Origin of the sequence: Streptomyces sp. 7-21 (genome assembly GCF_016741785.1) — a bacterium.
Lineage (GTDB): Bacteria > Actinomycetota > Actinomycetes > Streptomycetales > Streptomycetaceae > Streptomyces.
In genome coordinates this window covers 34,331-59,244 of the sequence record NZ_JAERRL010000022.1, presented here as the reverse complement: position 1 = coordinate 59,244, position 24,914 = coordinate 34,331, and the positions used below count along the sequence as shown (strand labels likewise).

At 72.9% G+C, this 24,914-nt stretch carries 20 protein-coding genes and 1 pseudogene; 13 read left to right on the top strand and 8 right to left on the bottom strand.

What is annotated here, in order from left to right:
- Positions 1–26 precede the first annotated feature (26 nt).
- The 6 genes from JK356_RS21270 (at position 27) to JK356_RS21245 (ending at position 7,399) form a co-directional block, all read left to right on the top strand.
- Positions 27–968, top strand: coding sequence for a carbohydrate ABC transporter permease (locus JK356_RS21270; RefSeq protein WP_201870312.1), 942 nt, complete (start codon positions 27–29; stop codon positions 966–968).
- Complete coding sequence (locus JK356_RS21265; protein ID WP_201870311.1) at positions 965–1,858, top strand: carbohydrate ABC transporter permease; 894 nt, start codon at positions 965–967, stop codon at positions 1,856–1,858. Before JK356_RS21270 ends, JK356_RS21265 begins: the two co-directional genes overlap by 4 nt.
- A gap of 7 nt (positions 1,859–1,865) precedes the next feature.
- Positions 1,866–3,062, top strand: a complete 1,197-nt coding sequence (locus JK356_RS21260; RefSeq protein ID WP_201870310.1) for a Gfo/Idh/MocA family protein — start codon at positions 1,866–1,868, stop codon at positions 3,060–3,062.
- 274 nt (positions 3,063–3,336) lie between these two features.
- Positions 3,337–4,680: a sugar ABC transporter substrate-binding protein gene (locus tag JK356_RS21255; RefSeq protein ID WP_201870309.1), complete on the top strand. Its 1,344-nt coding sequence runs from the start codon at positions 3,337–3,339 to the stop codon at positions 4,678–4,680.
- A gap of 127 nt (positions 4,681–4,807) precedes the next feature.
- The gene (locus JK356_RS21250) at positions 4,808–6,145 is read left to right on the top strand and encodes a polysaccharide lyase family 1 protein (protein WP_201870308.1); all 1,338 of its coding nucleotides are present in this window, start codon (positions 4,808–4,810) and stop codon (positions 6,143–6,145) included.
- A gap of 114 nt (positions 6,146–6,259) precedes the next feature.
- Positions 6,260–7,399, top strand: coding sequence for a serine hydrolase domain-containing protein (locus JK356_RS21245; protein WP_201870307.1), 1,140 nt, complete (start codon positions 6,260–6,262; stop codon positions 7,397–7,399).
- A 4-nt stretch (positions 7,400–7,403) separates the two neighbouring features.
- On the opposite strand, the gene JK356_RS21240 is transcribed toward JK356_RS21245, so the two are convergent.
- Complete coding sequence (locus JK356_RS21240) at positions 7,404–8,216, bottom strand: NAD(P)-dependent oxidoreductase (RefSeq protein ID WP_201870306.1); 813 nt, start codon at positions 8,214–8,216, stop codon at positions 7,404–7,406.
- A 181-nt stretch (positions 8,217–8,397) separates the two neighbouring features.
- Here JK356_RS21240 and JK356_RS21235 point away from each other — a divergent pair, with 181 nt between their 5' ends.
- The 3 genes from JK356_RS21235 (at position 8,398) to JK356_RS21225 (ending at position 12,126) form a co-directional block, all read left to right on the top strand.
- Positions 8,398–9,372: a 5-dehydro-4-deoxyglucarate dehydratase gene (locus tag JK356_RS21235; protein ID WP_201870305.1), complete on the top strand. Its 975-nt coding sequence runs from the start codon at positions 8,398–8,400 to the stop codon at positions 9,370–9,372.
- Positions 9,372–10,598, top strand: coding sequence for a hypothetical protein (locus JK356_RS21230; RefSeq protein ID WP_201870304.1), 1,227 nt, complete (start codon positions 9,372–9,374; stop codon positions 10,596–10,598). The genes JK356_RS21235 and JK356_RS21230 overlap by 1 nt, the downstream gene beginning before the upstream one ends.
- Positions 10,599–10,728: 130 nt before the next feature.
- The gene (locus JK356_RS21225) at positions 10,729–12,126 is read left to right on the top strand and encodes an NCS2 family permease (RefSeq protein WP_201870303.1); all 1,398 of its coding nucleotides are present in this window, start codon (positions 10,729–10,731) and stop codon (positions 12,124–12,126) included.
- Between the two features lie 25 nt (positions 12,127–12,151).
- On the opposite strand, the gene JK356_RS21220 is transcribed toward JK356_RS21225, so the two are convergent.
- Entirely contained in the window at positions 12,152–12,937 is a 786-nt protein-coding gene (locus JK356_RS21220; protein ID WP_201870302.1) for an IclR family transcriptional regulator, read from the bottom strand.
- Between the two features lie 137 nt (positions 12,938–13,074).
- Between JK356_RS21220 and JK356_RS21215 the strand changes: the two genes are divergently transcribed.
- Positions 13,075–14,592, top strand: coding sequence for an aldehyde dehydrogenase (NADP(+)) (locus JK356_RS21215; RefSeq protein WP_201870319.1), 1,518 nt, complete (start codon positions 13,075–13,077; stop codon positions 14,590–14,592).
- A 280-nt stretch (positions 14,593–14,872) separates the two neighbouring features.
- Positions 14,873–15,991, top strand: a complete 1,119-nt coding sequence (locus JK356_RS21210) for a glycosyl hydrolase 53 family protein (protein WP_201870301.1) — start codon at positions 14,873–14,875, stop codon at positions 15,989–15,991.
- A 106-nt stretch (positions 15,992–16,097) separates the two neighbouring features.
- Here the strand turns inward: JK356_RS21210 and thpD are convergent, their stop codons facing one another.
- The 5 genes and pseudogenes from thpD to JK356_RS21185 form a co-directional block, all read right to left on the bottom strand.
- Positions 16,098–17,003 (bottom strand): ectoine hydroxylase, encoded by a 906-nt coding sequence (gene thpD, locus JK356_RS21205; protein ID WP_201870300.1) that lies wholly within the window; start codon positions 17,001–17,003, stop codon positions 16,098–16,100.
- Positions 17,004–17,117: 114 nt separating this feature from the next.
- Positions 17,118–17,522, bottom strand: a complete 405-nt coding sequence (locus JK356_RS21200) for an ectoine synthase (RefSeq protein ID WP_201870299.1) — start codon at positions 17,520–17,522, stop codon at positions 17,118–17,120.
- A gap of 108 nt (positions 17,523–17,630) precedes the next feature.
- Positions 17,631–18,899, bottom strand: a complete 1,269-nt coding sequence (ectB, locus tag JK356_RS21195) for a diaminobutyrate--2-oxoglutarate transaminase (RefSeq protein ID WP_201870298.1) — start codon at positions 18,897–18,899, stop codon at positions 17,631–17,633.
- Between the two features lie 57 nt (positions 18,900–18,956).
- The gene (gene ectA / locus JK356_RS21190) at positions 18,957–19,550 is read right to left on the bottom strand and encodes a diaminobutyrate acetyltransferase (protein ID WP_201870297.1); all 594 of its coding nucleotides are present in this window, start codon (positions 19,548–19,550) and stop codon (positions 18,957–18,959) included.
- A 692-nt stretch (positions 19,551–20,242) separates the two neighbouring features.
- Positions 20,243–20,849, bottom strand: a pseudogene (locus JK356_RS21185) (sigma factor-like helix-turn-helix DNA-binding protein).
- Between the two features lie 67 nt (positions 20,850–20,916).
- Here JK356_RS21185 and JK356_RS21180 point away from each other — a divergent pair.
- Positions 20,917–22,017 carry an amidohydrolase family protein gene (locus tag JK356_RS21180; protein WP_201870296.1) on the top strand — a complete coding sequence of 367 codons (1,101 nt, stop codon included), beginning with the start codon at positions 20,917–20,919 and terminating at the stop codon, positions 22,015–22,017.
- 21 nt (positions 22,018–22,038) lie between these two features.
- On the opposite strand, the gene JK356_RS21175 is transcribed toward JK356_RS21180, so the two are convergent.
- Complete coding sequence (locus tag JK356_RS21175) at positions 22,039–23,574, bottom strand: cobyric acid synthase (protein WP_201870295.1); 1,536 nt, start codon at positions 23,572–23,574, stop codon at positions 22,039–22,041.
- 158 nt (positions 23,575–23,732) lie between these two features.
- Here JK356_RS21175 and JK356_RS21170 point away from each other — a divergent pair, with 158 nt between their 5' ends.
- Positions 23,733–24,890: an alpha/beta hydrolase gene (locus JK356_RS21170; RefSeq protein ID WP_201870294.1), complete on the top strand. Its 1,158-nt coding sequence runs from the start codon at positions 23,733–23,735 to the stop codon at positions 24,888–24,890.
- Positions 24,891–24,914: the final 24 nt, after the last annotated feature.

Genomic DNA, 24,914 nt, shown 5'->3' with positions numbered 1-24,914 from the left:
CCGACACCCGTTTCGAAGAGGTACCGATGGCCATCGCCGTGAAAGAACGGACGGCAGACCGGAAACCGCCCACGCGGCGCCGCCGCGGCGGAGCCACCCCGCGTTACCTGCCGTACCTGCTGATCTCGCCGGCAGCGCTGCTGATGCTCGGGTTCATCGCCTATCCGATGCTCAGCGTGCTGTACTACAGCCTCCAGGACTACAACGTCACCAAGCCGTGGACGAACGGCTTCGCGGGCCTGGAGAACTTCCGGGACATCTTCACCGACGACCCCTTCTTCTGGGACACGCTGAAGTTCAGCGCGCAGTGGGTGTTCGTCGAGGTCGGCCTTCAGCTCGTGCTCGGCCTGGCGCTGGCGCTCATCATCAACCAGACGTTCATCGGCCGGGGCCTGGCCCGGGCGCTGGTGTTCTCGCCGTGGGCCGTCTCCGGCGTGCTGACCAGCACCATCTGGATCCTGATATACAACCCGTCGACCGGCATCAGCCGTTACCTGGCGGACGCGGGCATCGGTGAGTACGGCACCTCCGTGCTGGCCAGCACCGACACCGCCTTCTGGGGCGCGGTCGTCGCCGAACTCTGGCGCGGCGTGCCGTTCTTCGCGATCCTGCTGCTCGCCGACCTCCAGTCGGTCTCGAAGGACCTGTACGAGGCGGCCTCCGTCGACGGTGCCAGCAGGATCCGGCAGTTCTGGCACATCACGCTGCCGCACCTGAAGGACGCGATCATCCTGTCCACGCTGCTGCGCGCGGTGTGGGAGTTCAACAACGTCGACCTCCTCTACACCCTCACGGGCGGCGGCCCAGCGGGTGTGACCACCACGCTGCCGCTGTACGTGGCACAGACCGGCATCGACGGCAATGAGTTCGGATACGCCGCCGCGCTGACCACCGTGGCGTTCGTCATCCTCCTCTTCTGCTCGATTCTCTACCTGCGCCTGAGCAAGTTCGGAGGCGACGACAAGTGACCGCCCCTGTTCTCGGCAAGGACGCCGCGCCGCAGCCCGTCGCCCCGCCGCCGGCCGGACGGCGCCGCCGGACGCGGCCGCACGACCAGCCGCCGCGCTGGCAGATCTTCGCGCCGCTCGCGGTGTACCTCGTCTTCACGCTAGTGCCGTTCTACTGGATGCTGCTGTTCGCGCTGCGTCCGGCGGGCTCGGACTCGCTCGTGCCCTGGCCCATCACCTTTGAGCACTTCGACAAGGTCTGGAACAACCGGAACTTCGACGTCTTCTTCCAGAACAACGTCATCGTGGGCCTGGTCTCGATGGTGATGACGCTGCTGGTCTCCCTCTCCGGCGGCTACGCGCTGGCGCGGTTCAAGTTCAGACTGCGCATGCCGTTCATGCTCGCCCTGCTGACGTCGCAGTTCATCCCCGGCGCGCTGATGCTGGTGCCGCTGTTCGAGATCTTCCGGGAGCTGACCCTGCTCAACTCCTTGTGGAGCGTCATCATCGCCGAGAGCGTCTTCCAGCTCCCGCTGTCGATGATCCTCATCAGCGGTTTCGTCAGGAACGTGCCGCCCTCGCTGGAGGAGGCGGCCTGGGTGGACGGCTGTTCGCGGCTGCGCGGCTTCTTCGCCATCGTGCTGCCGCTGCTGCGCCCCGGCCTGGTCGCGGTCGGTTCCTTCGCCTTCGTCTCGGCCTGGAACCACTTCCTGTTCGCGCTGATGTTCCTCAACTCGCAGGACAAGCAGACGATCCCGGTGGGCCTGAACACCCTGATCGGCACCGACAGCGTGGACCTGGGGGCGCTGGCCGCGGGCGGCGTGATCTCCGCGGTGCCCGTCGTGATCATCTTCGCGTTCATCCAGCGCTGGCTCATCACCGGCTTCTCGGCCGGCGCGGTGAAGGGGTGACCGGGGCATGAGCTGGACCACCTCCCGGCGGGAGCCGATGCCTGTCGTGCTGGCGGGCGCCCGCGGCCACGGCCGCTGGCACCTGGCGAACATCGGCCGCCTGGCGCGGCAGGGCCTGGTGCGGCTGGCCGGCATCTGCGAGCTGACCCCGCTCAGCCAGGACGAACTCGGGGACGCCGCGGCCTGCGGCGGCCACCAGCCGCCGGAGCAGTCCGATGACCTCGACGGCCTGCTCGCCCGCACCGGCGCCGAGGCCGCCGTCATCTGCACGCCCATCCACACCCACGAGGACCTGGGGCTCATCGCCGCACGGCGCGGCGTCCACCTGCTGCTGGAGAAGCCGCCGACGCCGTCGCTCGCCGCGTTCCGGGCGCTGGCCGAAGGAGTGGACGGGGCCGGCATCGCCTGCCAGATCGGCTTCCAGTCGCTCGGCTCACACGCCATCGAGGCCATCCGCGGCCTGGTGGCCAGCGGCGGCATCGGCGCGGTGCGCGGCATCGGCGCCGCCGGCGCGTGGGTGCGCGATGAGGCGTACTGGACCCGCGCCCCGTGGAGCGGCCACCGCACCCTGGGCGGCCGGGACGTCGTGGACGGCGTGCTGACCAATCCGCTGGCGCACGCCACGGCGACCGCGCTCCGCATCGACGGCTCGGAGCGCGAGGAGGACCTCACCGCCGTCGAGCTGGAGCTGTACCGGGCCAACGACATCGCCGCCGACGACACCTCGAGCGCCCGTCTGCACACGGCCCGCGGCACCCGCGTCGTCACCGCCGTGACGCTGTGCGCGCAGCGGCCGGGCGAGCCGTACGTGGTGGTGCACGGCGACGAGGGACGCGTGACGTTCTGGTACAAGGCCGACAAGGTGGTCGTGGAACGCCCCGGGCGTCCGCCGCAGACGACCGCCTACGGCCGCACTGACCTGCTGGCCAACCTCGTCTCCCATGTGCGGCACGGCGAGCCGCTGCTGGTGCCGCTGGCGCATACCGGCGCTTTCACCCGGTTCGTCGAGGCGGTACGCACCGCCCCCGAGCCGCGGCCGCTGCCCGCCTCGGCCTGGCACACCGAGCGGACGGACAGCGGCCCGCGCCGGGTCGTGCCCGGTATCGACGCGCTCACCGCCGAGGGCGCCCGCCGCCTGGCGCTGTACTCGGAGCTCGGCGTCCCCTGGGCCACCGCCGCGCCCCACACCGTGCGGACGAGGTGATCCGGTGACCAGGGACGACGAGAGGCGGCCGGGCCGGTCCGCCGCACGGCTGCCCGGCGAGGCGGAGTTCCGCTGCCCGGGGCAGGACTTCGCGGCGCAGCCGCGGCGCTGGAGCGGAGCGAAGACCGGGCTGGGCGGCCGCTCCGCCGCACGCGCGTGCCCCGGCGGGGCCGGGGAGGTCCGGCGGTTACGCCTGGCGACCGCGGCGGTCCGCACGAGCCCGCAGCCATCACGCAACGAAACGCCCGTGCAAGGGAGCAAGGGAGCGACGCACATGTCGAGAAGAAGAAAGCTGATACGCGGCACGGCCGTGGCCGCGGCGGCGCTGACACTCGCCGCTACGGCCACGGCCTGCGGCGACAACGGCACCTCGGGTGGCGCCGAGGGAGACGGCACCGGCACCATCGAGTTCTGGGACAACAACGGCGGTGTCCGCACCGAGGTCTGGGAGCAGATCATCGCGGACTTCGAGGCCGAACATCCCGACATCACCGTCGAGTACACGGGCGTGCCGATCGACCAGGTGCAGTCCAAGTACGACGCCGCCATCCAGGCGGGCGGGGACAGCCTGCCGGACGTCGGCATGGTGAGCACCTCCTACCTGGCCAACCTCGTTGCCCAGGGCGCCCTGGACCCGGTCAACGACCGGCTCGCCGACAGCCCGCTCCAGGAGCAGCTGCTGCCGGCGTTCACCGAGAGCGTCCGGGCCACGACGGGAGGCGGCGAGGAGCTGTTCTCCGTGCCGACCTCCGCCAACCAGGGCATCCTGTGGTACCGGACCGACCTGTTCCGCCAGGCCGGCCTGGAGCCCCCGACGACCTGGGACAACTTCTTCACCGCGGCCGAGGAGCTGACCGATCGCCGCAACAACGCGTTCGGCTTCACCATCCGGGGCGGTGAGGGCTCGGTGGCCCAGGCCCTGGACGCGATGTACGCGCAGTCCGGCATCAGCAGCTTCTGGAACGAGGAGGGCACCGAGACCACGGTCAACGACCCGGCCAATGCGGAGGCGCTGGAGCGGTACGTCGAGCTGTACGGCACGGTCACGCCCGAAGCCGACCTGAACGCCGACTTCACCACCATGGTCGCGACGTTCACCGGCGGCAACGTCGGCATGATGCAGCACAACCTCGGCTCCTACCCGGACCACGTCGAGGCGTTCGGCGCGGAGAACGTCGACGGCCTGCCGATGCCCGCCTCCGACGAGAGCGGCAGCCACACGTTCGTCTCCAACCCGGTCGACGGCCTGGGGCTGTTCTCCGCCAGCGACAACAAGCAGGCGGCCTGGGAGTTCATCGAGTTCGCCGCCTCGCACGAGGCGAACAGCGCCTGGAACGAGTCCGCCGGGCAGATTCCGGCCAACCGGCAGGCCCTGGAGGACGCGTGGCTGGAGGACTTCCCCGCCACGCAGGCCGCCGTGGAGGCCCTGAACGATGAGAACACCACGATCGTCCAGCTGCCCTACTACCTGCCGGACTGGAACAAGATCAGCAAGGCGGACACCGAGCCCAACTTCCAGCGGGTGCTGCTCGGTGAGATGTCGGCGCAGGAGTTCCTGGACGACCTGGCGCAGCGGCTGAACGAAGCCCAGGCCGAGTGGCAGGAGCAGATGGGCTGACAGCCCGGTCCTGTCCCTGCGAGCGGCGGGCCGGCCGCCCGACCCCCACCTTCCGCGGCCGGCCCGCCATGTCCATTTCGTTCTCTCACCGCACCCGCACCGACCACCTCGCGAAGGAGCCGCACGCATGCACCAGCACAGACGAAGCCGTACCGGCCGGAGCCTGGCCGTCCTGGCCGGAGGCGCCGCACTGGCCGTGGGCCTGCTGCCGCAGCAGGGCCTCGCCGCTCCCGCCGGCCCCGGGCACCCGAACAGCGACCCGGCCCGTGCCGTCCTGCCCGCCGGCGACGGCTGGGCCTCGGCCGACGGAGGTGTCACCGGCGGTTCGGCGGCCGACGACGACCACGTCTACACCGTCAGCACCCGGGCGGAACTCGCCGCGGCCCTTGCGGCGAGCGGCGACACCCCTTCGATCATCCGGATCGAGGGAACCATCGACGGCAACACCGACGACCAGGGGAACCCGCTCACCTGCGAGGACTACGCCACCGACGGCTACACGCTCGAGGGCTACCTGGCGGCCTACGACCCGGCCACGTGGGAGCACGACGAGGTCTTCGGACCGATGGAGGACGCCCGGCTGGCCTCGGTGGCCAACCAGCGCGAGCGCGTCCAGCTGGAGGTGGGCTCTCACACCACCCTCATCGGCGCCGGCGACGACGCCCGCCTGCTGGGCGTCTCGCTGCGGGTCACCGGTGACAACGTGATCGTGCGCAACCTCACCTTCGAGGACGCCTACGACTGCTTTCCGCAGTGGGACCCCAGCGGGGAGTGGAACTCCGAGTACGACAACCTCGAACTCAACGGCGCGACGCACGTGTGGGTGGACCACAACACCTTCACCGACGGCGACCGCCCGGACAGCGAGCAGCCCCACTACTTCGGCTACCTGTATCAGCAGCACGACGGGCTGCTGGACATCGTCAGGGGCGCCGACCTGGTGACCGTGACCTGGAACGTCTTCGCCGACCACAGCAAGAGCCTGCTCATCGGCAACAGCGACGGCGCCGGGGACACCGACGCCGGCAGGCTGCGGACGACCCTCCACCACAACCTGTTCCACAACCTCGAGGAGCGCGCTCCCCGGGTGCGGTTCGGGCAGGTGGACGCGTACAACAACCACTACCGGCAGGACCCGGGCGTCTCCTACGGCTACAGCTTCGGGATCGGCTACGACTCCGCGCTGGTCGCCGAGTACAACGCCTTCTCCCTGCCGCCGGGGACGGACCCGGCCGAGACGATCCACCGCTGGACGCCGGGCACGGGCATGACCGAGAACGGCAACTACGTCAACGGCCGCCCGGCCGACCTGCTCGGCGCGTACAACGCGGCCAACCCCGACGCGCCCCTGGGCGATGACGCCGGCTGGACCCCCGAGCTGCGCCCCCGTGTCGACAACCCGCGCGCCGTGCCTAGGCTCGTGGCCGCACACGCGGGCGCGGGCCAGCTGCCGCGCGTTCGCTGACGCGCGCCGTGCGCCCGGGGGCGGCACGGGGCACTGCCCCGGCCGCGCCCCCGGGCGCACGGCGGCGCGGAGCCGGGACCAGCCAGGCCGGAGCCGACCAGAGGCGAGGAGAAGATGACGACCGGGGCGAAGGATCTCGTACACGGGGCGGTGGCGCCCGGATTCGAGCCGCTGCGCGAGGAGTTCGAGGCGGTGCTGCGCGAGGAGCCGGACCACGCGGCGCAGCTGGCCGTCTACAGCCGCGGCGGGCCGGTCGCCGACCTGTGGGGCGGTCCCGGGATGGAAGAGGACTCCCTGATCGGCGTCTTCTCCGCGACCAAGGGCGCCGCGTACCTGACGGTGGCGCTGCTGGTGCAGCGCGGCGTGCTCGTGCTCGACCGCGAAGTGGCCGCGTACTGGCCGGAGTTCGCCGCCGAGGGGAAGGGCGCTGTGACGCTGCGGGAGCTGCTGACCCACCGGGCGGGCGTGATCGGCACCCCCCGGGGCTTCAGCCCCGCCGAGGTGGCCGACGACGCCGAACTGGCCCGCCAGCTGGCACCGCAGCGCCCCTTCTGGCGGCCCGGCGCCGCCTTCGGCTACCACTCGCTGACGATCGGTGCCCTCGCCGGCGAGGTGGTGCGGCGGGCGACCGGGGTGCCGCTGCAGCAGCTGTACGAGCGCGAGCTGCGGGAGCCCACCGGGGCGGAGTTCTACCTCGGGCTGCCCGAGGAGCTCGAGCCCCGCGTCGTCAGCGTGCTGCCGCCGCGTCCCCAGCCCGGCGCCGGGCAGGAGGCCGGGGACGCGCCCGACAGCCTCGCGGGCATCGCGGCGAACCTGCACGCCGCCGAGCCGACCTCGCTGGTGGGGCTGCCCAACTCCCGGGCGGTACGCGCCGGCGGGCAGGCGTCGGTGGGCGGCGTGGCCAGTGCCCGGGGCCTGGCCCGGCTGTACGCGGGCGCGGTGTTCGGCGTGGCCGGGCAGCCGCCGCTGCTGCGTCCGGCCGTGGTCGCGGAGTTCGCCCAGCCGCACGCCGTGGGCACGGACCTGGTGCTCGGGACGGAACGGGCCTACGGCATCGGCTTCATGACGGGCTACCGGTTCCTGGGCGCCGGGGCGTTCGGGCACGACGGCGCGGGGGGCGCGATGGCTTTCGCCGACCCGCGCGCCGGCCTTGCGTTCGGCTACGTGCGCCGGCGTGTCCCCACGCCCAACGGCGCGGGACCCGACGCCGAGCGCCTGGCCCGCGCCGCCCGGGCCTGCGCGCTGGGCCGCTGACCGCTCAGCGGTTCTCCCAGCGGGGAGGGGAGGTGACGAAGGCGCCGCCGAGGTGAGCCTGGTCGGGCTTGGACGGGTCGAGCTCGCCGTGCTCGGCGATCAGCTTGGCGGCGAACACCTCGGAGTCGTCCTGGGGTTCGTACCCCAGGGCGCGCGCTGAGGTCAGGTCCCACACCTGGCGCGTGTTGGCGGAGGAGCCGTAGACGATGCTGTGGCCGACGTCCGGGGCGGTGAGCGCGGCGTGGAAGAGGCGCGCACCGTCCGCAGGGCTCATCCAGATCGACAGCATCCGCACCGAGGTCGGCTCGGGGAAGCAGGAGCCGATGCGGACCGAGACCGTCTCGATGCCGTGCTTGTCCCAGTACAGCTGGGCCAGGTCCTCGCCGAAGCACTTGGACAGGCCGTAGAAGGTGTCGGGCCGGTGCGGCACGTCCACGGGGACTGGCGGGTCGCCCGGGGCCGGCCAGCGGGTGTAGCCGACGGCGTGGTTGCTGGAGGCGAACACCACGCGCCCGACGCCTTCTTCGCGGACGGCCTCGTACAGGTGGTAGGTGCCCTGGATGTTGGCGCTGAGGATCGCTTCGAAGGAGGCCTCGAGCGAGATGCCGGCGAGGTGGATGACGGCGTCGACGCCCCGGACCGCCTCGCGCAGGGCTTCCCGGTCCGCCAGGTCGGCGACGATCGCCTCCGGCTCGTCCTCGATCGGCACGGCGTCCAGCAGGCGCAACTCGTAGCCGTAGGAGGGAAGCAGACCCCGCATCAGGGTTCCGACGATCCCGGCGGCTCCGGTCAGCAGAATGGTGCGGGGCGCGGGCATTCGCTCTCCGTTCGTCCGTACTGATCAAGATCAGCATTCATATACACAGACACGCTAGGCAGCGGTCTGTATGCCGTCAATGGCCGCTTGACCGTTGATGCCGCCTCATCTAGCGTGATCCTGCGCGTTCAGAAATATAGACGCGAGTCAGTATCCTGTACGGGGAGCCTAGGGAGTCGGAATGCCCCACGCCTCGCCAGCCTCACTCGCCGAGCGCCTCGACGGCCTGCTCTTCTTCCCCGTCACCGCCTTCGGGCCCGACGGTTCGCCGAACCTCGACGCCTACCGGGCGCACGTCGGGGCCGGGATCGACGCGGGGGCGGGCGCCGTCTTCGCCTGCTGCGGCACCGGGGAGTTCCATGCCCTGGCCACCGACGAGTACCGGCGCCTGGTCGCGGCCGCCGCCGAGACCGCCGCGGGCCGCGTTCCCGTGATCGCGGGCACCGGCTACGGCACCGCCCGCGCCGCCGAACTGGCCCGCGTCGCCGAGGAAGCGGGCGCCGACGGCCTGCTGGCCATGCCGCCCTACCTCGTCACCGCGCCGCAGCGCGGCCTGATCGAGCACTACACCCGGCTCGCCGCCGCCACCCGCCTGGAGGTCATCGTCTACCAGCGCGACAACGCCGTCTTCACGCCCGGCACCGTCGCCGAACTCGCCCGCGTGCCCGGCATCACCGGCCTGAAGGACGGCTACGGCGACCTCGACCTGATGCAGCGGATCGTCTCCGCCGTCCGCACCGATGCCCCCGGCCAGCCGTTCCGCTACTTCAACGGGCTCCCCACCGCCGAGCTGACCCAGGCCGCCTACCGCGGCCTGGGCGTGGACCTGTACTCCTCGGCGGCGTTCTGCTTCGCCCCCGAGGTCGCCCTCGCCTTCCACACCGCGCTGGCCAAGGACGACACCAGCGCCGTGCACCAGCTGCTCGACGGCTTCTACCGCCCGCTGGTGGAGCTGCGCAACCAGGGCAAGGGATACGCCGTCTCCCTCGTCAAGGCCGGTGTGCGGCTGCGCGGCCTGGACGTCGGGCCGGTACGGCCGCCGCTGGCCGAGCCCGAGCCCGCCCACGTCGACGCGCTCGCCGCGCTCATCGACACCGGCCTCGCGCTCGCCGAGCGCCTCGCCGCCCGCCCCGCCGGCCCGACCGCGGAGGCGTGATGCGCGCCGCCGCCTTCGTCTATCCCTGGGACATCACCGGCGACCCCGCCGCCGCCGACCGCCTCGCGGCGACGGGCGTGGCCCAGGCGACGCTCGCCTCCTCCTACCACTCCACCCGCGCCCTCACCCCGCGCCACCCGCACCACCGCGTCGTCACCGCCCGCCACGCCGCCGTCTACTACCCGCCCGGCGAGGACCGCTGGGCCGGGCGGCCGCTGCGCCCCTACCCGCACGGCCGCGACTGGGCGCCCGGCGAGGATCCCTGGGGCGAGGCGGCCGCGAGCCTGGCCGCCGCCGGGCTCGACGTGCACACCTGGGTGATCTGCGCCCACAACACCCGGCTCGGCGAGGAGCACCCGGAGATCACGGTCACCAACGCCTTCGGCGACCGCTACCCCTGGGCCCCGTGCATCGCCCGCCCCGAGGTCCGCGCCTACGTCACCACGCTCGCCGCCGAGGCCGCCGTGCGGCCCGGCGCCCGCGGCACCGAGCTGGAGTCCTGCGGCTGGTACGGCCTGGAGCACCTCCACGCCCACGACAAGACCGGCGGCGGACATCTCAGCGGCACCGCCGCGTTCCTGATGTCGCTGTGCTTCTGCGGCTCCTGCCAGGAGGGGTATGCCGCCCACGGCGCCGACCCGGACCTGCTGCGCCGCCGCGTGACCGGCGCCCTCGCGCCGCACTGGGCGGGCGCGCCCGCCCCGCGCGCCGCCAGCCGTGCCGAGGAACGCGACGGCATCCGCCGCGCGCTGGGCGAGGAGCTGGCGGACGCCGTCGCCGCCTGGCGCACCGCCGCCGCCGGCCGGCTCCAGCGGGAGGCCGTCGCCGCCGTGCGCGAGGAGGCGCGCCGGGCGGGCGCGGACGGGTTCCGGGTCATGCTCCACGCCGACCCGGCCCCGCACCGCTGCGGCGCCAACGTGGGCGTGGACCCGGCCGGCGTCCTCAGCCACGCCGACGGCGTCGTCCTGCCATGCCCTCCGGGACCGGACGGCGAGGCGGGCCGCGCCGCCGTCATCGAGCCGTTCGTCCCCTACCGCCGGTCACACAGCGTGCTCGCGGCGAACCTGACGATCGTCTCCGGCATGGGAGGCAGCCCGGGCACGCTGGCGGCCGACGCCGCGCACGCGGCCGGATTGGGCGCCGATGAACTGCGGCTCTACCATGCGGGACTGGCCAACGACGACGACCTGCGGCAGGTGACCGCGGCCCTGGCGACGCTCGGCTGAGCGGGAGAGCGGGCCGCCGGGACGCAATTCCGTAACGGTGCGGCGTCGTGTGACACAGATAAAACCCGCGACGGGCACGGGGCAGGCACAATCCCCTCCGTCCCCCGCAGCACCACCGTGAAGGATCCCCATGCCGTCCCGGCTCGACTCGTTCTTCCAGATCTCGCAGCGCGGCTCCACGCCAGGACGGGAGGTGCGCGGCGGACTGGCGACGTTCTTCGCGATGGCCTACATCCTGGTGCTCAACCCGGTCATCCTCAGCGGCGCCCAGGACGTCAACGGCCATCAGCTCTCCTTCGAGCAGGTCGTCACCGTCACCGCCCTCGTGGCCGCCGTGATGACCGTGCTGATGGGGCTGACCGCCAACCTGCCGCTGGCGTTGGCCGCCGGGCTGGGCCTGAACGCCATGGCCGCGTACCAGCTGGCGCCGCGGATGTCGTGGCCCGACGCCATGGGCCTGATCGTCATCGAGGGCCTCGTGCTGTGCGTGCTGTCCGCCACCGGGCTGCGCGAGGCCGTCATGAACGCGATCCCGATGCCGCTCAAGCAGGCCATCAGCGTCGGCATCGGCCTGTTCATCGCGTTCGTCGGCTTCGTCAACGCGGGCTTCAGCGTCGGGGCCGAGGGCTCGCCGCCCGTCACCCTCGGCCCCGACGGTGAGCTGACCGGCTGGCCCGTCCTGGTGTTCTGCCTCGGCGTCCTGCTCACGTTCGTGCTCCTCGCCCGCCAGGCCAAGGGCGCCATCCTCCTGAGCATCGTGGCGATGACGGTGCTGGCCCTCATCATCAACGCGGTCGCCGACATCCCCGACGAGGCGTGGGGCCTGACCGTCCCCGCGCTGCCCGACGACATCGTCGCCGCCCCCGACTTCTCCCTCATCGGCGAGTTCTCGCTGTTCGGCGCCTTCGGCGAGGTCAGCGTCGTCACGGTCGTGCTGCTGGTCTTCACGCTGTTCCTCACCGACTTCTTCGACACCATGGGCACCGCCGTCGGCGTCACCAGCGAGGCCGGGCTGCTCGACGAGCGCGGCCGGGTGCCGCGCCTGGGCCGCCTGCTGTTCGTCGACGGCCTGGCCGCCGCGGTGGGCGGTGCCGCCTCGGCCTCCTCCAACACCTCCTACATCGAGTCGGCCGCGGGCGTCGGTGAGGGCGCCAGGACCGGCCTGGCCAACCTGACGACCGGCGCGCTCTTCGCGCTCGCGCTGTTCTTCGCGCCGCTGGCCGCCATCGTGCCCGCGCAGGCCGCCGCGCCCGCGCTGGTCGCCGTCGGCTTCCTGATGATGACCCAGGTCTCCCGGATCCAGTGGTCGGACTACGGCGTCGGCATCCCGGCGTTCGTCACGATCGCCGTGATGCCGTTCACCTTCTCCATCACCAACGGCATCGGCGCCGGCTTCCTGGCTTACGTCGTCCTCGCCGTCGTGCTCGGGCGCCGCCGCCAGATCAGCTGGCTGCTGTGGGCCACGGCCGCGCTGTTCGTCGTCTACTTCGCCATCGACCCCATCGAGCAGCTGCTCGGCGTCAGCTGACGCCCGGGCCCCCGGAACCGGGGAGTCAGGAGCGTGCGGGCGTCAGGTGGCGCGTGGCCAGCGCCAGGCGGTCGCGGGCGTCCAGCAGCGCCTCCCGGATGAGCTGCTCGTGCGCCGGGGTGAGCCGGGCCACGGGCACGGAGCAGCTGATGGCGTCGCGCGCCGGAGTACGGTAGGGGATCGCCACGCCGAAGCAGCTCAGGCCGAGGGTGTTCTCCTCGCGGTCGATGGCGTAGCCGCGCTGCCGCACCAGGTTCAGCTCGGCGATGAGCTGCTCGCGGTCGGTGAGGGTGTGCTCGGTGAGCTGTTCCAGTCGCTCCGGCAGCATCGCCCGGACCTGGTCGTCGGTGTAGGTGGCCAGCAGCGCCTTGCCCAGGGACGTCGAGTGCGCGGGCAGGCGGCGGCCGACGCGCGTGAAGGGCCGCAGGTAGTGCTCGGACTGCCGGGTGGCGAGGTAGACGACATTGGTACCGTCGAGACGAGCCAGGTGAATGGTCTCGGTGGTGTCGTCCGACAGCCGGTCGAGCGTGGGCCGCGCGGCGGCCACGACCTCGTCGCCGTCGATATAGGAGGTGCCGACCAGCAGGGCGCGGACCCCGATGCCGTACCGGGTGCCGGTGGCGTCCGTCTCCACCCATCCGAGGTCGACGAGCGTACGGAGCAGCATGTACAGGCTGGACTTGGGGTATCCGACGGCGGCTTGGACGTCAGCCAGCGAGTGCATGCCAGGCTTGCCGGCGAAGAACTCCAGCAGCTCCACCGTGCGCACCGCCGACTTGACCTGCGCGCCGCCCGTCTCGCTTGCCGCCATGACCACCTTGACCCCCTTGTCGGGACCGCTATAGAGTCCCCACAGATGTTCACATACAAGGACGATGTTCTATATCCCGAACATTCAGTATATCGAACGTCGTCTAGCAGGAGGAGCGATTCCCGGTGGCAGAACCAGTGTGGAGTGTGGACCCGCGGACCGGAAAGCAGCGGGAGCAGGTCGCGACCGAGGCTACGGCCGCGGAGGTCGACGCCGCCGTGACAGCCGCCCATGCCACGCTGTCCGCCCTGGCCGGCCGTGACGTGCGCATCGCCCTGCTGCGCGCGGCGGCGGACGAGCTGGAGGCCGACGGCGAGGAGATCCTGCGCCTGGCCGACGCCGAGACGGCGCTCGGCGAGACCCGGCTGACCGGCGAGCTCGCGCGCACCACCGGGCAGCTGCGGGCCTTCGCCGACGAGGTCGCCGACGGCGCCTACCTCGGCGTCATCATCGACCACGCGGACCCCTCCGCCACGCCTCCCCGCCCCGACCTGCGCCGCTACAAGATCCCGCTGGGCGTGGTGGCCGTCTACTCGGCCTCCAACTTCCCGCTGGCCTTCTCCGTGCCCGGCGGTGATACCGCCAGCGCCCTGGCCGCGGGCTGCCCCGTCGTCGTCAAGGCCCACCCCGACCACCCCGCCACCTCCGAGCGCTGCGGCGCCGCCCTGCGCCGCGCCGCCGCCAAGGTGGGGCTGCCCGAGGACGTCGTCACCGTGGTGCACGGCTTCCAGGCGGGCGTGGAGCTGATCAAGCACCCGCTGGTCGCCGCCGCCGGCTTCACCGGCTCGGTCCGCGGCGGGCGCGCGCTGTTCGACGCCGCCGCCGCCCGCCCCGCCCCCATCCCGTTCTACGGCGAGCTGGGCAGCCTCAACCCGGTGGTCGTCACCGAGGACGCTGCCCGGGAGCGCGCGGCGGAGATCGGTGCCGGGCTGGCCGGCTCGATGACCATGGGCACCGGCCAGTTCTGCACCAAGCCGGGCCTGGTGCTGGTGCCCAGGAGCGAGGCCGGTGACGCGCTGGTCGAGGAGCTGGCCGCCAAGGTCCGCGAGACCGCACCGGGCGTCATGCTCGACGCCCGCATGCGCGCCGCCTTCCTGGAGGGCGCCGCGGCGCGCGCCGCGCTCGAGGGCGTTGAGGCCCCCGTGGCCGCGGGCGAGGCCGAGGACAACACGGTGTCCGCCGGGTTCCTGACCGTGGACGCCGCCCGGCTGGCCGAGGACGGTCCGCACGACCTGCTGCTGGAGGAGTGCTTCGGCCCGCTGACCGTCATCGTGCGCTACGACGGCGCCGAGCAGGTCAGCGCCGTGCTCTCCCGCCTGCCGGGCAACCTGACGGCGACCGTGCACCTCAGCGAGGCCGAGGGCAACGGCGAGGGCGGCCCGGGCGCCGAGCTGCTCGCCGCGCTCACCCCGCTGGCCGGCCGGATCCTGGTCAACGGCTGGCCCACCGGCGTCGCCGTCACGCCCGCGCAGCAGCACGGCGGGCCGTACCCGGCGACGACCTCGACCTCGACGTCGGTCGGCGCCACCGCCATCGAGCGCTGGCTGCGCCCGGTCACCTACCAGAACACCCCGGCCGCGCTGCTCCCGGCCGAGCTGCGGGAGGAGAACCCGCTCGGCCTGCCGCGCCGCGTGGACGGGCGGCGCGAGGGCTGACCGGCCGCGCGAGCCGGCGGCACACCGGAAGACCAGCACAGCGGCGGGGCGCAGGCGCGCCCCGCCGCTTTCGTGTGCGCGCCCTCACTGCCAGCCGCCCGGCAGGAGTCTCCCGCCGATCTGTCGTGTACTTGTCATTGATCGGCTCGCTGCGGTTTGCTGGGCACGTACCGCCTCACCGGCACGCCCAGGAGCACAGAAACGATCCCTCGCCGCGCCAGGAGGGCCCGGCCACGCCGCTTCGCCCCCAGCTCCTGACCCCCACCGAAAGGACGACTCCATGCGACGACGCACCGTTCTCCGGCTGGGCACCGCCACCCTGGCCGCCCCCCTCGTCCTCGGCACGCCCGGCACCGGCACCGCGCAGGCGGCGCCGCTGGCCATCCGGGGGGTAGACCTGTCCTCCGTGCCCAAGGCCGAGGACCTCGGCGCCGTCTTCGCGTACGCCGACGGCACGCCGGGCGACCCCGTCCTCATCCTGCGCGACGGCGGCGCCAACTGGGTCCGGCTCAGGGTCTGGGTCGACTCCGCCGACGGCTACCACGGCCGGGACCAGATCCTCGCCATGGGGGAGCGTGCCGCGGCCGCGGGCATGAGCCTGCTGGTGGACTTCCACTACTCCGACACCTGGGCCGACCCCGGCAAGCAGTACAAGCCGGCGGCCTGGAACGGGCTGAGCGGCGCGGCGCTGGCGGACGCGCTCGCCGCCCACACCGCCGACATCCTCGGCGGGCTCGCCGTGCAGGGCACGCCCGCCGCCATGGCGCAGATCGGCAACGAGATCAACGGCGGCATGGTCTGGCCCGACGGCTCCACCGACGACTGGGACGCCCTGGCCGGGCTGCTCACCGCCGGCGCCGAGGCGGCGCGGGCCGCCTCGCCCGGCATCCGTATCGCGCTGCACCTGGCCGAGGGCGGCGACAACGGGGGCACCCGCTGGTGGTTCGACAACGCGGTCGCGCGCAACGTGCCGTTCGACGTCATCGCGCTGTCCTTCTACGGCTACTGGCACGGCACGCTCGCCGACCTGTCCGCCAACCTCAGCGACGTCTCCGCCCGTTACGGCCGGGACGTGCTGGTCGCCGAGACCGCCTACCCGTTCCGCCTCGGCAGCGACGACGACTTCCCCGACATCATTGGCTCCGAGTCCGACCTGGTCGACGGCTACCCGGCGACCCCCGAGGGCCAGGCGGCCTGGATGCGCGACATCTGCGGCGTCGTCGCGGCGGTGCCGGACGGCCGGGGCCTGGGCGTCTTCGCCTGGGAGCCCGCCTGGATCGCCACCCCCGGCAACGGCTGGGACGAGACCGACCCGGCCTCCGGCAACGGCTGGGAGAACCAGGCGTGGTTCGACTACGACGGGCGCGCCCTGCCCGCGGCCACCTGGCCGCAGACCTGAGCGGCCCGACGCACGCGCCGGGGCCCGGCAGCCGCCACGCGGTGCCGGGCCCCGGCGCCCCGTTGCCGGGGCCGTGCGTGCCGCCGCGGTCAGCGGCGCGCCGCCGTTACGACCGGGGAACCGGGGTGAAGTCCCGCGCCCCGATGAACTCCGGCCGCCGCACGGGCGCGGCGAACGGCTCGACCGCCGTGTTCTCCACGCTGTTGAAGACGATGAAGACGTTGCTGCGCGGGTACGGGGTGATGTTGTCACCCGAGCCGTGCATGCAGTTGCAGTCGAACCAGGTCGCCGAGCCCGGCTTGCCGGTGAACAGGCGGATGCCGTACTCCGAGGCCATGTCGGTCAGCGCCCGGTCGGACGGCGTGCCGGCGTCCTGCATCTGGAGCGACTTCTTGTAGTTGTCCTTCGGCGTCTCGCCGGCGCAGCCCAGGAACGTCTTGTGCGACCCGGGCATGATCATCAGGCCGCCGTTGGTGTCGTAGTTCTCCGTCAGCGCGATCGACACCGAGACCGTCCGCATGCGCGGCAGGCCGTCCTCGGCGTGCCAGGTCTCGAAGTCCGAGTGCCAGTAGAAGCCACTGGCACCGAACCCCGGCTTGACGTTGATCCGGCTCTGGTGCACGTACACGTCCGAGCCCAGGATCTGCCGGGCGCGGTCGGCGACGCGCGGGTCACGCACCAGCCCGGCGAAGACCTCGCTGATCTTGTGGACCTCGAACACCGAGCGGATCTCCTGGGACTTCGGCTCCACGATCGAGCGCTCGTCGGCCCGCACCTGAGGGTCGGAGATGAGCCGGTCCAGCTCCGCGCGGTAGACCGACACCTCCTCGGGGGAGATGAGCTGCTCCATCGCGAGGAAACCGTCGCGGTCGAAGTCCGCCAGCTCGTCCGCGCTCAGCGGCCCGGGGGCGCCCGGCTCGGACCACACCACGGGGTCCTGACGGGGAGTGAGGACCTCCGTCTTCCCCCGGGTGGGGTAGAGATCGGCGGTGCGCTCGGGTGCGGTGGTCATGCGTGCTCCCTTCCTCGTCCTCACGATTTCCTTGCGGTGATGCGGTGATCAGGGTCTGCCGTCTGGCGGCCCCTTTCGTGCCGGTACGCCTGCTCGTTCTCTGCCGGGAACGGCTCAGGCCTCCGCCGCCTCGGTGAGCAGCGGGTAGACGCCGTTCTCGTCGTGGTCCTCCCTGCCGGTGACGGGCGGGTTGAAGACGCACAGCACCCGCAGATCCGTCCTGGGACGCACGGTGTGCTTCTCGTGACCGTCCAGCAGGTACATGGTTCCCGGCTTGATCCAGTGCTTCTCGCCGGTCTCCTCGTTGGTCAGCTCGCCCTCGCCTTCCACGCAGAAGACGGCCTCCACGTGGTGCGCGTACCACATCGAGGTCTCGGTGCCGGCGTACAGCACCGTCTCGTGGAAGGAGAAGCCGACGCCCTCCTTGGCCAGGATGAGGCGCTTGCTGCGCCACGTGCCGGACTTGGACCGGACATCCCGGTCCGTGCCCTCGATGTCGCTGAGTGATCGGACGATCACGGTGATTGTCTCCCTTTCCCTGTCCCGGGGGTCTCCCCGGAACTCCGGTGGTGGGTGTGTCTGCGCCGTTGCAGCTCTCGGGTGGTCGCGGGGCGTCCGGCGGCCGTTTCAGGCCGTCTCGCGCACCGCGCGGGCCAGCACTCGCAGGCCCTCGTCGAGCTCCTCAGGCGTGATCGTCAGCGCGGGCAGCAGCTTGACGACCTCGCTCTGCGGGCCCGAGGTCTCCAGCAGCAGGCCGAGTTCGAACGCCCTGGCGCAGACCGCGCTGGCGCGCGCGGGGTCGTCGAACGTCAGGCCCCACACCAGGCCGCGGCCCCGGTAGGACGCGCCGGCGTCCTCGTGCTCGGCGGCGATGGCGCGCAGCGCGGCTTCGGCCTGCTCGCCGCGGCTGATGGTCTGCTTCTCCATCTGGCCGTCGGTCCAGTAGGTGTCCAGGGCGGCGGCGGCCGTCACGAACGCGGGGTTGTTGCCGCGGAAGGTGCCGTTGTGCTCGCCGGGCTCCCAGATGTCCAGCTCGGGGCGGAAAAGCGTCAGCGCCATCGGCAGGCCGTAGCCGCTGATGGACTTCGAGACCGTGATGATGTCGGGGACGATGCCCGCTTCCTCGAAGGAGAAGAACGGGCCGGTCCGGCCGCAGCCCATCTGGATGTCGTCGACGATCAGCAGCATGTCGTGGCGGTGGCACAGGTCGGCCAGGCCGCGCAGCCACTCGGGCCGGGCGACGTTGATGCCGCCCTCGCCCTGCACGGTCTCGACGATCACGGCGGCCGGCTGGTTCAGGCCGGAGCCGGCGTCCTCCAGCAGCCGCTCGAACCAGATGAAGTCCGGGGTCTGGCCGTCGAGGTAGTCGTCGAAGGGCATCGGGGTGCCGTGCACCAGCGGGATACCGGCGCCCGCGCGCTTGAAGGCGTTGCCGGTGACGGCGAGGGCGCCGAGCGACATGCCGTGGAAGGCGTTGGTGAACGACACGATCGCCTCGCGTCCCTTCACCTTCCGGGCGAGCTTCAGCGCCGCCTCCACGGCGTTGGTGCCGGTCGGGCCCGGGAACATGACCTTGTGGTCGAGGTCGCGCGGGCGCAGCACCACGTCGCGGAAGGTCTCCAGGAAGGCACGTTTGGCCGTGGTGGACATGTCCAGGCCGTGCGTGACGCCGTCGCGCTCCAGGTAGTCGAGCAGGGCGCGTTTGAGCACCGGGTTGTTGTGCCCGTAGTTGAGTGAGCCGGCCCCGGCGAAGAAGTCCAGGTAGGTGTGGCCGTCCTCGTCGTACATGTAGCTGCCCTGAGCGCGGTCGAAGAGGGTGGGCCAGCCACGGCAGTAGCTGCGCACCTCCGACTCCACCGCCTCGAAGACGCTCAGGTCGGGCTGGGTGATGGTCACAGCGTTCTCCTGGGTGATGAGATCCACGGATACGTCTGGGGTCGGTGGCTGGAGTCGTCAGCGTGCGGCCGCGGCGGCGAGCACACGCACCGGTCCGATCCGGTACAGCACCTCGGGCGCGTGGCCGCCCTCGGGGAAGGCCCCCGCGTCGAAGAGCACCTCACGCGTCAGGCCGGCGCCGTGGCGCCGGGCGAAGGAGGTGAACAGCCGCTGCGAGGCGGCGTTGTCGGGCGTAATGGTCGTCTCGATGGTCTCCACACCGCGCTCTTGGACCGTCCGGGCGACGAGCGCGTCGAGCATGGCGGCGGCCAGGCCGCGCCCGCGCTGGGCGTGGTCCACCGCGACCTGCCACACCAGCAGGGTGCGCGGGGCCTCGGGCCGTGTGTAGCCGGTGATGAAGCCCACCGGGTCGCCCGCGTCGTCGCGGGCGACGATGGAGGTGCCGGCGTAGTCACGGCACCACAGCAGGTAGCTGTACGAAGAGTTCAGGTCGAGCGCGCCGGAGTCCCGGGCGAGGCGCCACAGGGCGGCGCCGTCGTCAAGCCGAGGGCTGTCGAGGGCGATTCCCCCGAGCCCCTCGGGTCCCTCGGGCAAATTAAGGAAATCACTATCGGTTTCGGCACCAGCATGGTCTGCGTGTGCGGGGGTCATGCAGATCGAATTTACCCAGGGCGGGCGGATATTGCATCGCGAGCAGGGGTTACCAAAACCAGGGATCTGTGTTATCGGGCGCGCGATGATCCCATGCGGCGTCGACCGGGAGATTGGGCCGTTATGTCCGTTAGTTACCGGACAAAACGGGTGATCGAATCGCGCATGTCACAGTTAGGTAACGAGGGCGTGACGAGATCGGCACACGGGCGACTTCTCGAAGTCACACCAATAGCCGCGTTTAAAGGTCCAGGAAGCGGGCAGAAGAGGGGCGGTAGCTGCACCCAGAATTGCTTGTGAAACCTCTGGTGAAATGTTCACGGCGCGTTGGGCAGGGCGCCGGGAAATGATCTTTCTGCGGGTTCCCGCTAATCCGGTGAATCTCACGGCAGATTTTCAGCCGAATCTGCCGTGCGCCGGTACCCGGCCGTTCGGTCCCGCGTCTGCCATGCGCCCCACTATGCGCAAGGATCCGCCGCGGCGCTCGGCGCGCCGACGTCGTGCCCCCGTGAAGACGTGCTCCCCGGGGGGCCGCTCCTAGCGCGTCGCCGCTTCGCGGTCACCGCAGCGCGACAGTCCTCCTCCGGCAGGGTCCGCCAGGCGCCGGTGGCGTGCACACCGCGCCCGGGCCTGGCCGGTACGCGGCGGTCGGACATCAGCCGCTCCGTTCCGCGGCCCGGTGCGCAGTGCCGTCAGGGAGCGCGCCGCGGCCACCGCGCCCGCGGGGAGCGGCGGACTTCGGTCAGCAGCCGCTCCAGCTCGGCGATGCCGCGCGACGTCTGGCTCTTCACCGTGCCGGCCGAGATGCCCAGCACGCGGGCCGTCTCCCGCTCCGAGAGGCCGAAGGCGTGCCGGAGCACCACGCAGGCCCGTTTCCGGTACGGCAGCCGGTCCGGCGCGGCCCGTACCTCGGGCACCGCCGGCACGTCCGCCCCTCGGTGCTCTCCGCCGTGCCGGGACCAGAACAGCGCGATGCGCCGGCGTTAGCGTGTGCGACTGCGAATATGCGAACGTGTCATGCTGACGGCCACCTCCGCGCACCCCGCGTGCGGAGGCCAGCGGGTGCTCGGCGGCGCGCATCCGGTCCCAGCGGTGCCAGAGCGCCACCAGCGCGACGGCCGCTGGGTCGTCCGCGCTCTCCGCGCTGTCCCAGCCGCCCAGCAGCAGGCGGGCGAGCCGGGACAGCTCAGCATGGTGCCGTTCGAAGAAGGCGTGGCACCGTCGTCGGGGGTGCCCACGCCGGGCCTGATTGGTCCGCGGCTCCCGGCCGTACCGGTTGTCCGGCAGGCCGTACAGCATTCGTCCGTGCGTCCAGGCGACCCCCAACGGCTGTGGAGCGCAGCAGGGGATGCGTAGGCTGCCGAGCATGAGCGACAGCCCGGTACTGCATGTCCGTGGGCGCGTGCTCGCGGGCCCGCGTCACGAAGAGGACATCAGGGACGAGTTGTGGGTGATCGGCGGCCGCATCACCTACCAACGGCCCGTCACCGCAACGGAAACCGTCACCCTCACCGGCTGGGCGCTGCCCGGGCTGGTCGACGCCCACTGCCACGTCGGGCTCGACCGCCACGGCGCCGTGGACGAAGCGGCGACTGAGAAGCAGGCGCTCGCCGAACGCGACGCCGGCGCCCTGCTGCTGCGCGACGCCGGCTCCGCCGCCGACACCCGCTGGACCGACGCGCGCGAGGACCTGCCGCGCCTGATCAGGGCCGGACGCCACATCGCCCGCCCGCGTCGTTACATTCGCAACTACGCGCACGAGATCGAGCCGGACCAGCTCACCGCCTGTGTCCGCCAGGAGGCGCGGCGCGGCGACGGCTGGGTCAAGCTCGTCGGCGACTGGATCGACCGTGAGCGCGGCGACCTGGCCCCGTGCTGGCCCCGCGAGGCGGCCGCCGAGGCCATCGCCGCGGCCCACGCCGAGGGCGCCCGTGTCACCGCGCACTGCTTCGCCGAGGACTCACTGCGCGACCTGGCCGAGGCCGGCATCGACTGCGTCGAACACGCCACGGGACTGACCAGCGAGACCATCCCGCTCTTCGCCGAGCACGGCATCGCCATCGTGCCCACGCTCATCAACATCGCCACGTTCCCCGCCCTGGCCGACAGCGGCGAGCGCAAGTTCCCCCGCTGGGCCGACCACATGCGGCGCCTGCACGCCCGCCGCTACGACACGGTGCGCGACGCCTACGACGCCGGGATCGCCATCTACGCCGGCACCGACGCCGGCGGCTCCCTCGCCCATGGCCTGATCGCCGCCGAGGTCGCCGAACTCGCCGCCGCCGGTATCCCGCCCGCCGACGCGCTCGGCGCGGCCACCTGGCGGGCACGCGAGTGGCTCGGCCGCCCCGGGCTGGAGGAAGGCGCGCCCGCCGACCTCGTCCTCTACCCCGAGAACCCGCTCGCGGACCTCGGGGTGCTGGCCGCCCCCAGCCGCGTCATCCTGCGCGGCCGGGTCGTCGGCTGAGCCGCGCCGCCGCCGGGGCCGTCACGGCGCCCCTGGCGGCAGGAACGGCAGCCCGTCCGGCACGCCCTCCTCCAGCAGCCGCAGCAGCGCCGCCGTGTCCGCGTGCTCCTCGATCAGGTCACCCAGCCGCTCCAGCTGCTCCTCCCGCAGCGCCGCGAAGCTGACATCCGGCGCCGGCACGAAGTCCCGCCCCGCGGCCGCGGCCACGTGCCGCAGGAACGCCCGCCGGAAGGCGTCGTTCTCCAGCAGCCCGTGCCAGTGCGTGCCCCAGACCTCACCGGAGCGGCAGCCGTCCAGCGGCTCACCCCCCTCACCGGTGACGAACGGCTCGCCGCCGCGCACGTCCGCCACCCCGTGGTGGATCTCATACCCCGTCACCGGCTCGCCCAGCGCCCGCCCGGCCGGGCGGGCCAGCGTCTTCGCCGCGGCGAACCACACCCGCACCGGCAGCAGCCCCAGGCCCGCCACCGTGCCCGCGCGCGACTCCACCTCGTCCACGATGCGCTCGCCCAGCACCTGGTAACCGCCGCACACCCCCAGCACGGGCCGGCCCGCCGCCGCCCGCCGCGCCAGCGCCGCCGCCAGCCCTCGCTCACGCAGCCACGCCAGCGCCGCCACCGTGCCGCGCGTCCCGGGCACCACGACCAGGTCGGCGCCGGCCAGCTCCTCGGGCCGGTCCGTGAACCGCACCGCCACTCCGGGCTCGGCGGCCAGCGCGTCCACGTCCGTCGCGTTCGACATCAGCGGCACCGGCAGCACGGCCACGCGCAGCACATCCGCCCCGTGCGGCGGCGACGGCGGCGCCCCGCGCACCGCGCCGCGCAGCGACAGCCGCAGCCCGTCCTCCTCGTCGATGCCCAGGCCGCCCTCCCGGTACGGCAGCACGCCGAGCACCGGACGGCCCGTCAGGCCACGCAGCATCTCCAGGCCCGGCCGCAGCAGCGACGGGTCGCCGCGGAACTTGTTGACCAGATAGCCGGCCACCAGCCGCTGGTCCGCCGCGGACAGCAGTGCCGTGGTGCCGAAGAACGACGCGAACACCCCGCCCCGGTCGATGTCGCCGACCACCACCACCGGCATGCCAGCCGCCCGCGCCAGACCCATGTTGGCCAGGTCCGTCCGCCGCAGGTTGATCTCCGCCGGGCTGCCCGCGCCCTCGCAGATCACCGCGTCGTAGCGGGACCGCAGCTGCGCCAGGCAGCCGGCCACCGTCTCGCGCAGCTCCGCCTGCCGCCCGCCGTGGCAGCCGCGCGCCGACAGCTCGCCGGCCGGACGGCCCAGCAGCACCACCTGGCTGCTCCGCTCGCCGCCGGGTTTGAGCAGCACCGGGTTCATCAGCGCGCTCGGCTCGGTGCGCGCCGCCGCGGCCTGCATAGCCTGCGCCCGGGCGATCTCCGCGCCCTGGCGCGTCACGAAGGAGTTCAGCGACATGTTCTGCGCCTTGAACGGCGCCACCCGTACGCCCCGCCGCGCCAGCCACCGGCAGATCCCGGCCGTCACCACGCTCTTGCCTGCGTCCGAGGACGTCCCCGCCACCAGCAGCGCCCCGCCGGTCACCGCGGCTCCCGCGCTCGTTCTCCCGCCCGCACGCCGGGAGTCCACCACGCACCCGCGACCAGCGTCAACGCGGCCCGCACCCGGCGGCGGCCGCCGCACACCGCCCGTCCGCCGCGGCCCGCTGGCCGCCAGCGCCGCGGCACCCCATGCTGGAGAACATGCGTCGGCGCACCACGGCGGCACTGGCCGCCAGCACGCTGCTCGCCGCCGGAGCGGCCACGGCCGCCGCGGGCCGCCTGGCCCGCGGCCGGCGGGCGGAGCCGGGCGGCACGTTCCCCGCGGGCTTCGCCGGGGCGCGGCTGACCGTCCACGCCACCGCGGCCGGGCAGGTCACCCTCACCCGTTCCCTGGACTCCCTGCGTCCCGGCAGGTACGGCCTCACCTCACCCGGCTGTCACGCCGTCGTCGGCGACCTGCTCGACGTGCCCACCGGCGCGGACACCGTCGTGCGCCGCCTGGAGCACGTCAGCCGGGGCGCGCTGACGCCCGGCGCGGCCGTGACGCTCACCCCGCAGCTGCACGAGGGCGGGCCGCACCAGGCCCTGGGCCTGGACGCCGCCGACGTCGAGATCTCCAGCGAGCGCGGCCCGCTGCCCGGCTGGTTCGTGCCCGGCCCCAGGGACACGTGGATCATCGCGCTCCACGGCCTGGGCGCCACCCGGGAGCACCCGCTGAACGTGCTGCCGCTCTATCACCGGCTGCGCTTTTCCGCCCTCATCCCCGCATACCGCGCGGACCCGTCGGTGACCGCAGGCCTGGGCCCCGACGACTGGCTGGACGCCGACGCCGCGCTCCGGTACGCCGTCCGCCACGGCGCCCGGCGGGTCGTGCTCCACGGCTGGTCCTCCGGCGCCGCCCTGGCGCTCCACACCGCTTCCCGCTCCCCGCTGCGCGGCCGCATCGCCGGGCTCGTGCTCGACTCGCCCGTCCTCGACCCGCCGGCCACGCTCCGCGCCCTGGGCGTGCGGCGCGGCGCCGTCCGCCCGCTGGCGCGGCTGCTGCCGCCGCTGCGCCGCGACCGCGGCGGGGCGTACCCGGCCGGGCCGGCACCCGACCCGGCGCAGCCCGTCGCCAGGCCCGCGGCGGACCCGCCCGCCCGGCCCGGCGGGCCGAAGGACGCCCCGTTCCCGGTCCTGCTGCTGCACGGCCCCGGCGACTGTGTGGCCTCGTTTGACGCCTCCCGCGAGTTCGCCGCCCGGCGGCCCGACGCCGTCGTGCTGCACACCGTGCCCGACGCGGAGCACGCCGCCATGTGGAACGCCGCGCCCCAGGAGTACGAGGAGACCCTGCGGCGCTTCCTCACCCCGCTGATGTGACCGCCCGCTGACGCGACCGGCCGG

Excerpts from the sequence above, each read along its gene's own strand:
- JK356_RS21270 (WP_201870312.1), top strand. The coding sequence starts at position 27 with ATGGCCATCGCCGTGAAAGAACGGACGGCAGACCGGAAACCGCCCACG.
- JK356_RS21260 (WP_201870310.1), top strand. The coding sequence starts at position 1,866 with ATGAGCTGGACCACCTCCCGGCGGGAGCCGATGCCTGTCGTGCTGGCG.
- JK356_RS21255 (WP_201870309.1), top strand. The coding sequence starts at position 3,337 with ATGTCGAGAAGAAGAAAGCTGATACGCGGCACGGCCGTGGCCGCGGCG.
- JK356_RS21250 (WP_201870308.1), top strand. The coding sequence starts at position 4,808 with ATGCACCAGCACAGACGAAGCCGTACCGGCCGGAGCCTGGCCGTCCTG.
- JK356_RS21245 (WP_201870307.1), top strand. The coding sequence starts at position 6,260 with ATGACGACCGGGGCGAAGGATCTCGTACACGGGGCGGTGGCGCCCGGA.
- JK356_RS21240 (WP_201870306.1), bottom strand. The coding sequence starts at position 8,216 with ATGCCCGCGCCCCGCACCATTCTGCTGACCGGAGCCGCCGGGATCGTC.
- JK356_RS21235 (WP_201870305.1), top strand. The coding sequence starts at position 8,398 with ATGCCCCACGCCTCGCCAGCCTCACTCGCCGAGCGCCTCGACGGCCTG.
- JK356_RS21230 (WP_201870304.1), top strand. The coding sequence starts at position 9,372 with ATGCGCGCCGCCGCCTTCGTCTATCCCTGGGACATCACCGGCGACCCC.
- JK356_RS21225 (WP_201870303.1), top strand. The coding sequence starts at position 10,729 with ATGCCGTCCCGGCTCGACTCGTTCTTCCAGATCTCGCAGCGCGGCTCC.
- JK356_RS21220 (WP_201870302.1), bottom strand. The coding sequence starts at position 12,937 with ATGGCGGCAAGCGAGACGGGCGGCGCGCAGGTCAAGTCGGCGGTGCGC.
- JK356_RS21210 (WP_201870301.1), top strand. The coding sequence starts at position 14,873 with ATGCGACGACGCACCGTTCTCCGGCTGGGCACCGCCACCCTGGCCGCC.
- thpD (WP_201870300.1), bottom strand. The coding sequence starts at position 17,003 with ATGACCACCGCACCCGAGCGCACCGCCGATCTCTACCCCACCCGGGGG.
- ectA (WP_201870297.1), bottom strand. The coding sequence starts at position 19,550 with ATGACCCCCGCACACGCAGACCATGCTGGTGCCGAAACCGATAGTGAT.
- JK356_RS21180 (WP_201870296.1), top strand. The coding sequence starts at position 20,917 with ATGAGCGACAGCCCGGTACTGCATGTCCGTGGGCGCGTGCTCGCGGGC.
- JK356_RS21170 (WP_201870294.1), top strand. The coding sequence starts at position 23,733 with ATGCGTCGGCGCACCACGGCGGCACTGGCCGCCAGCACGCTGCTCGCC.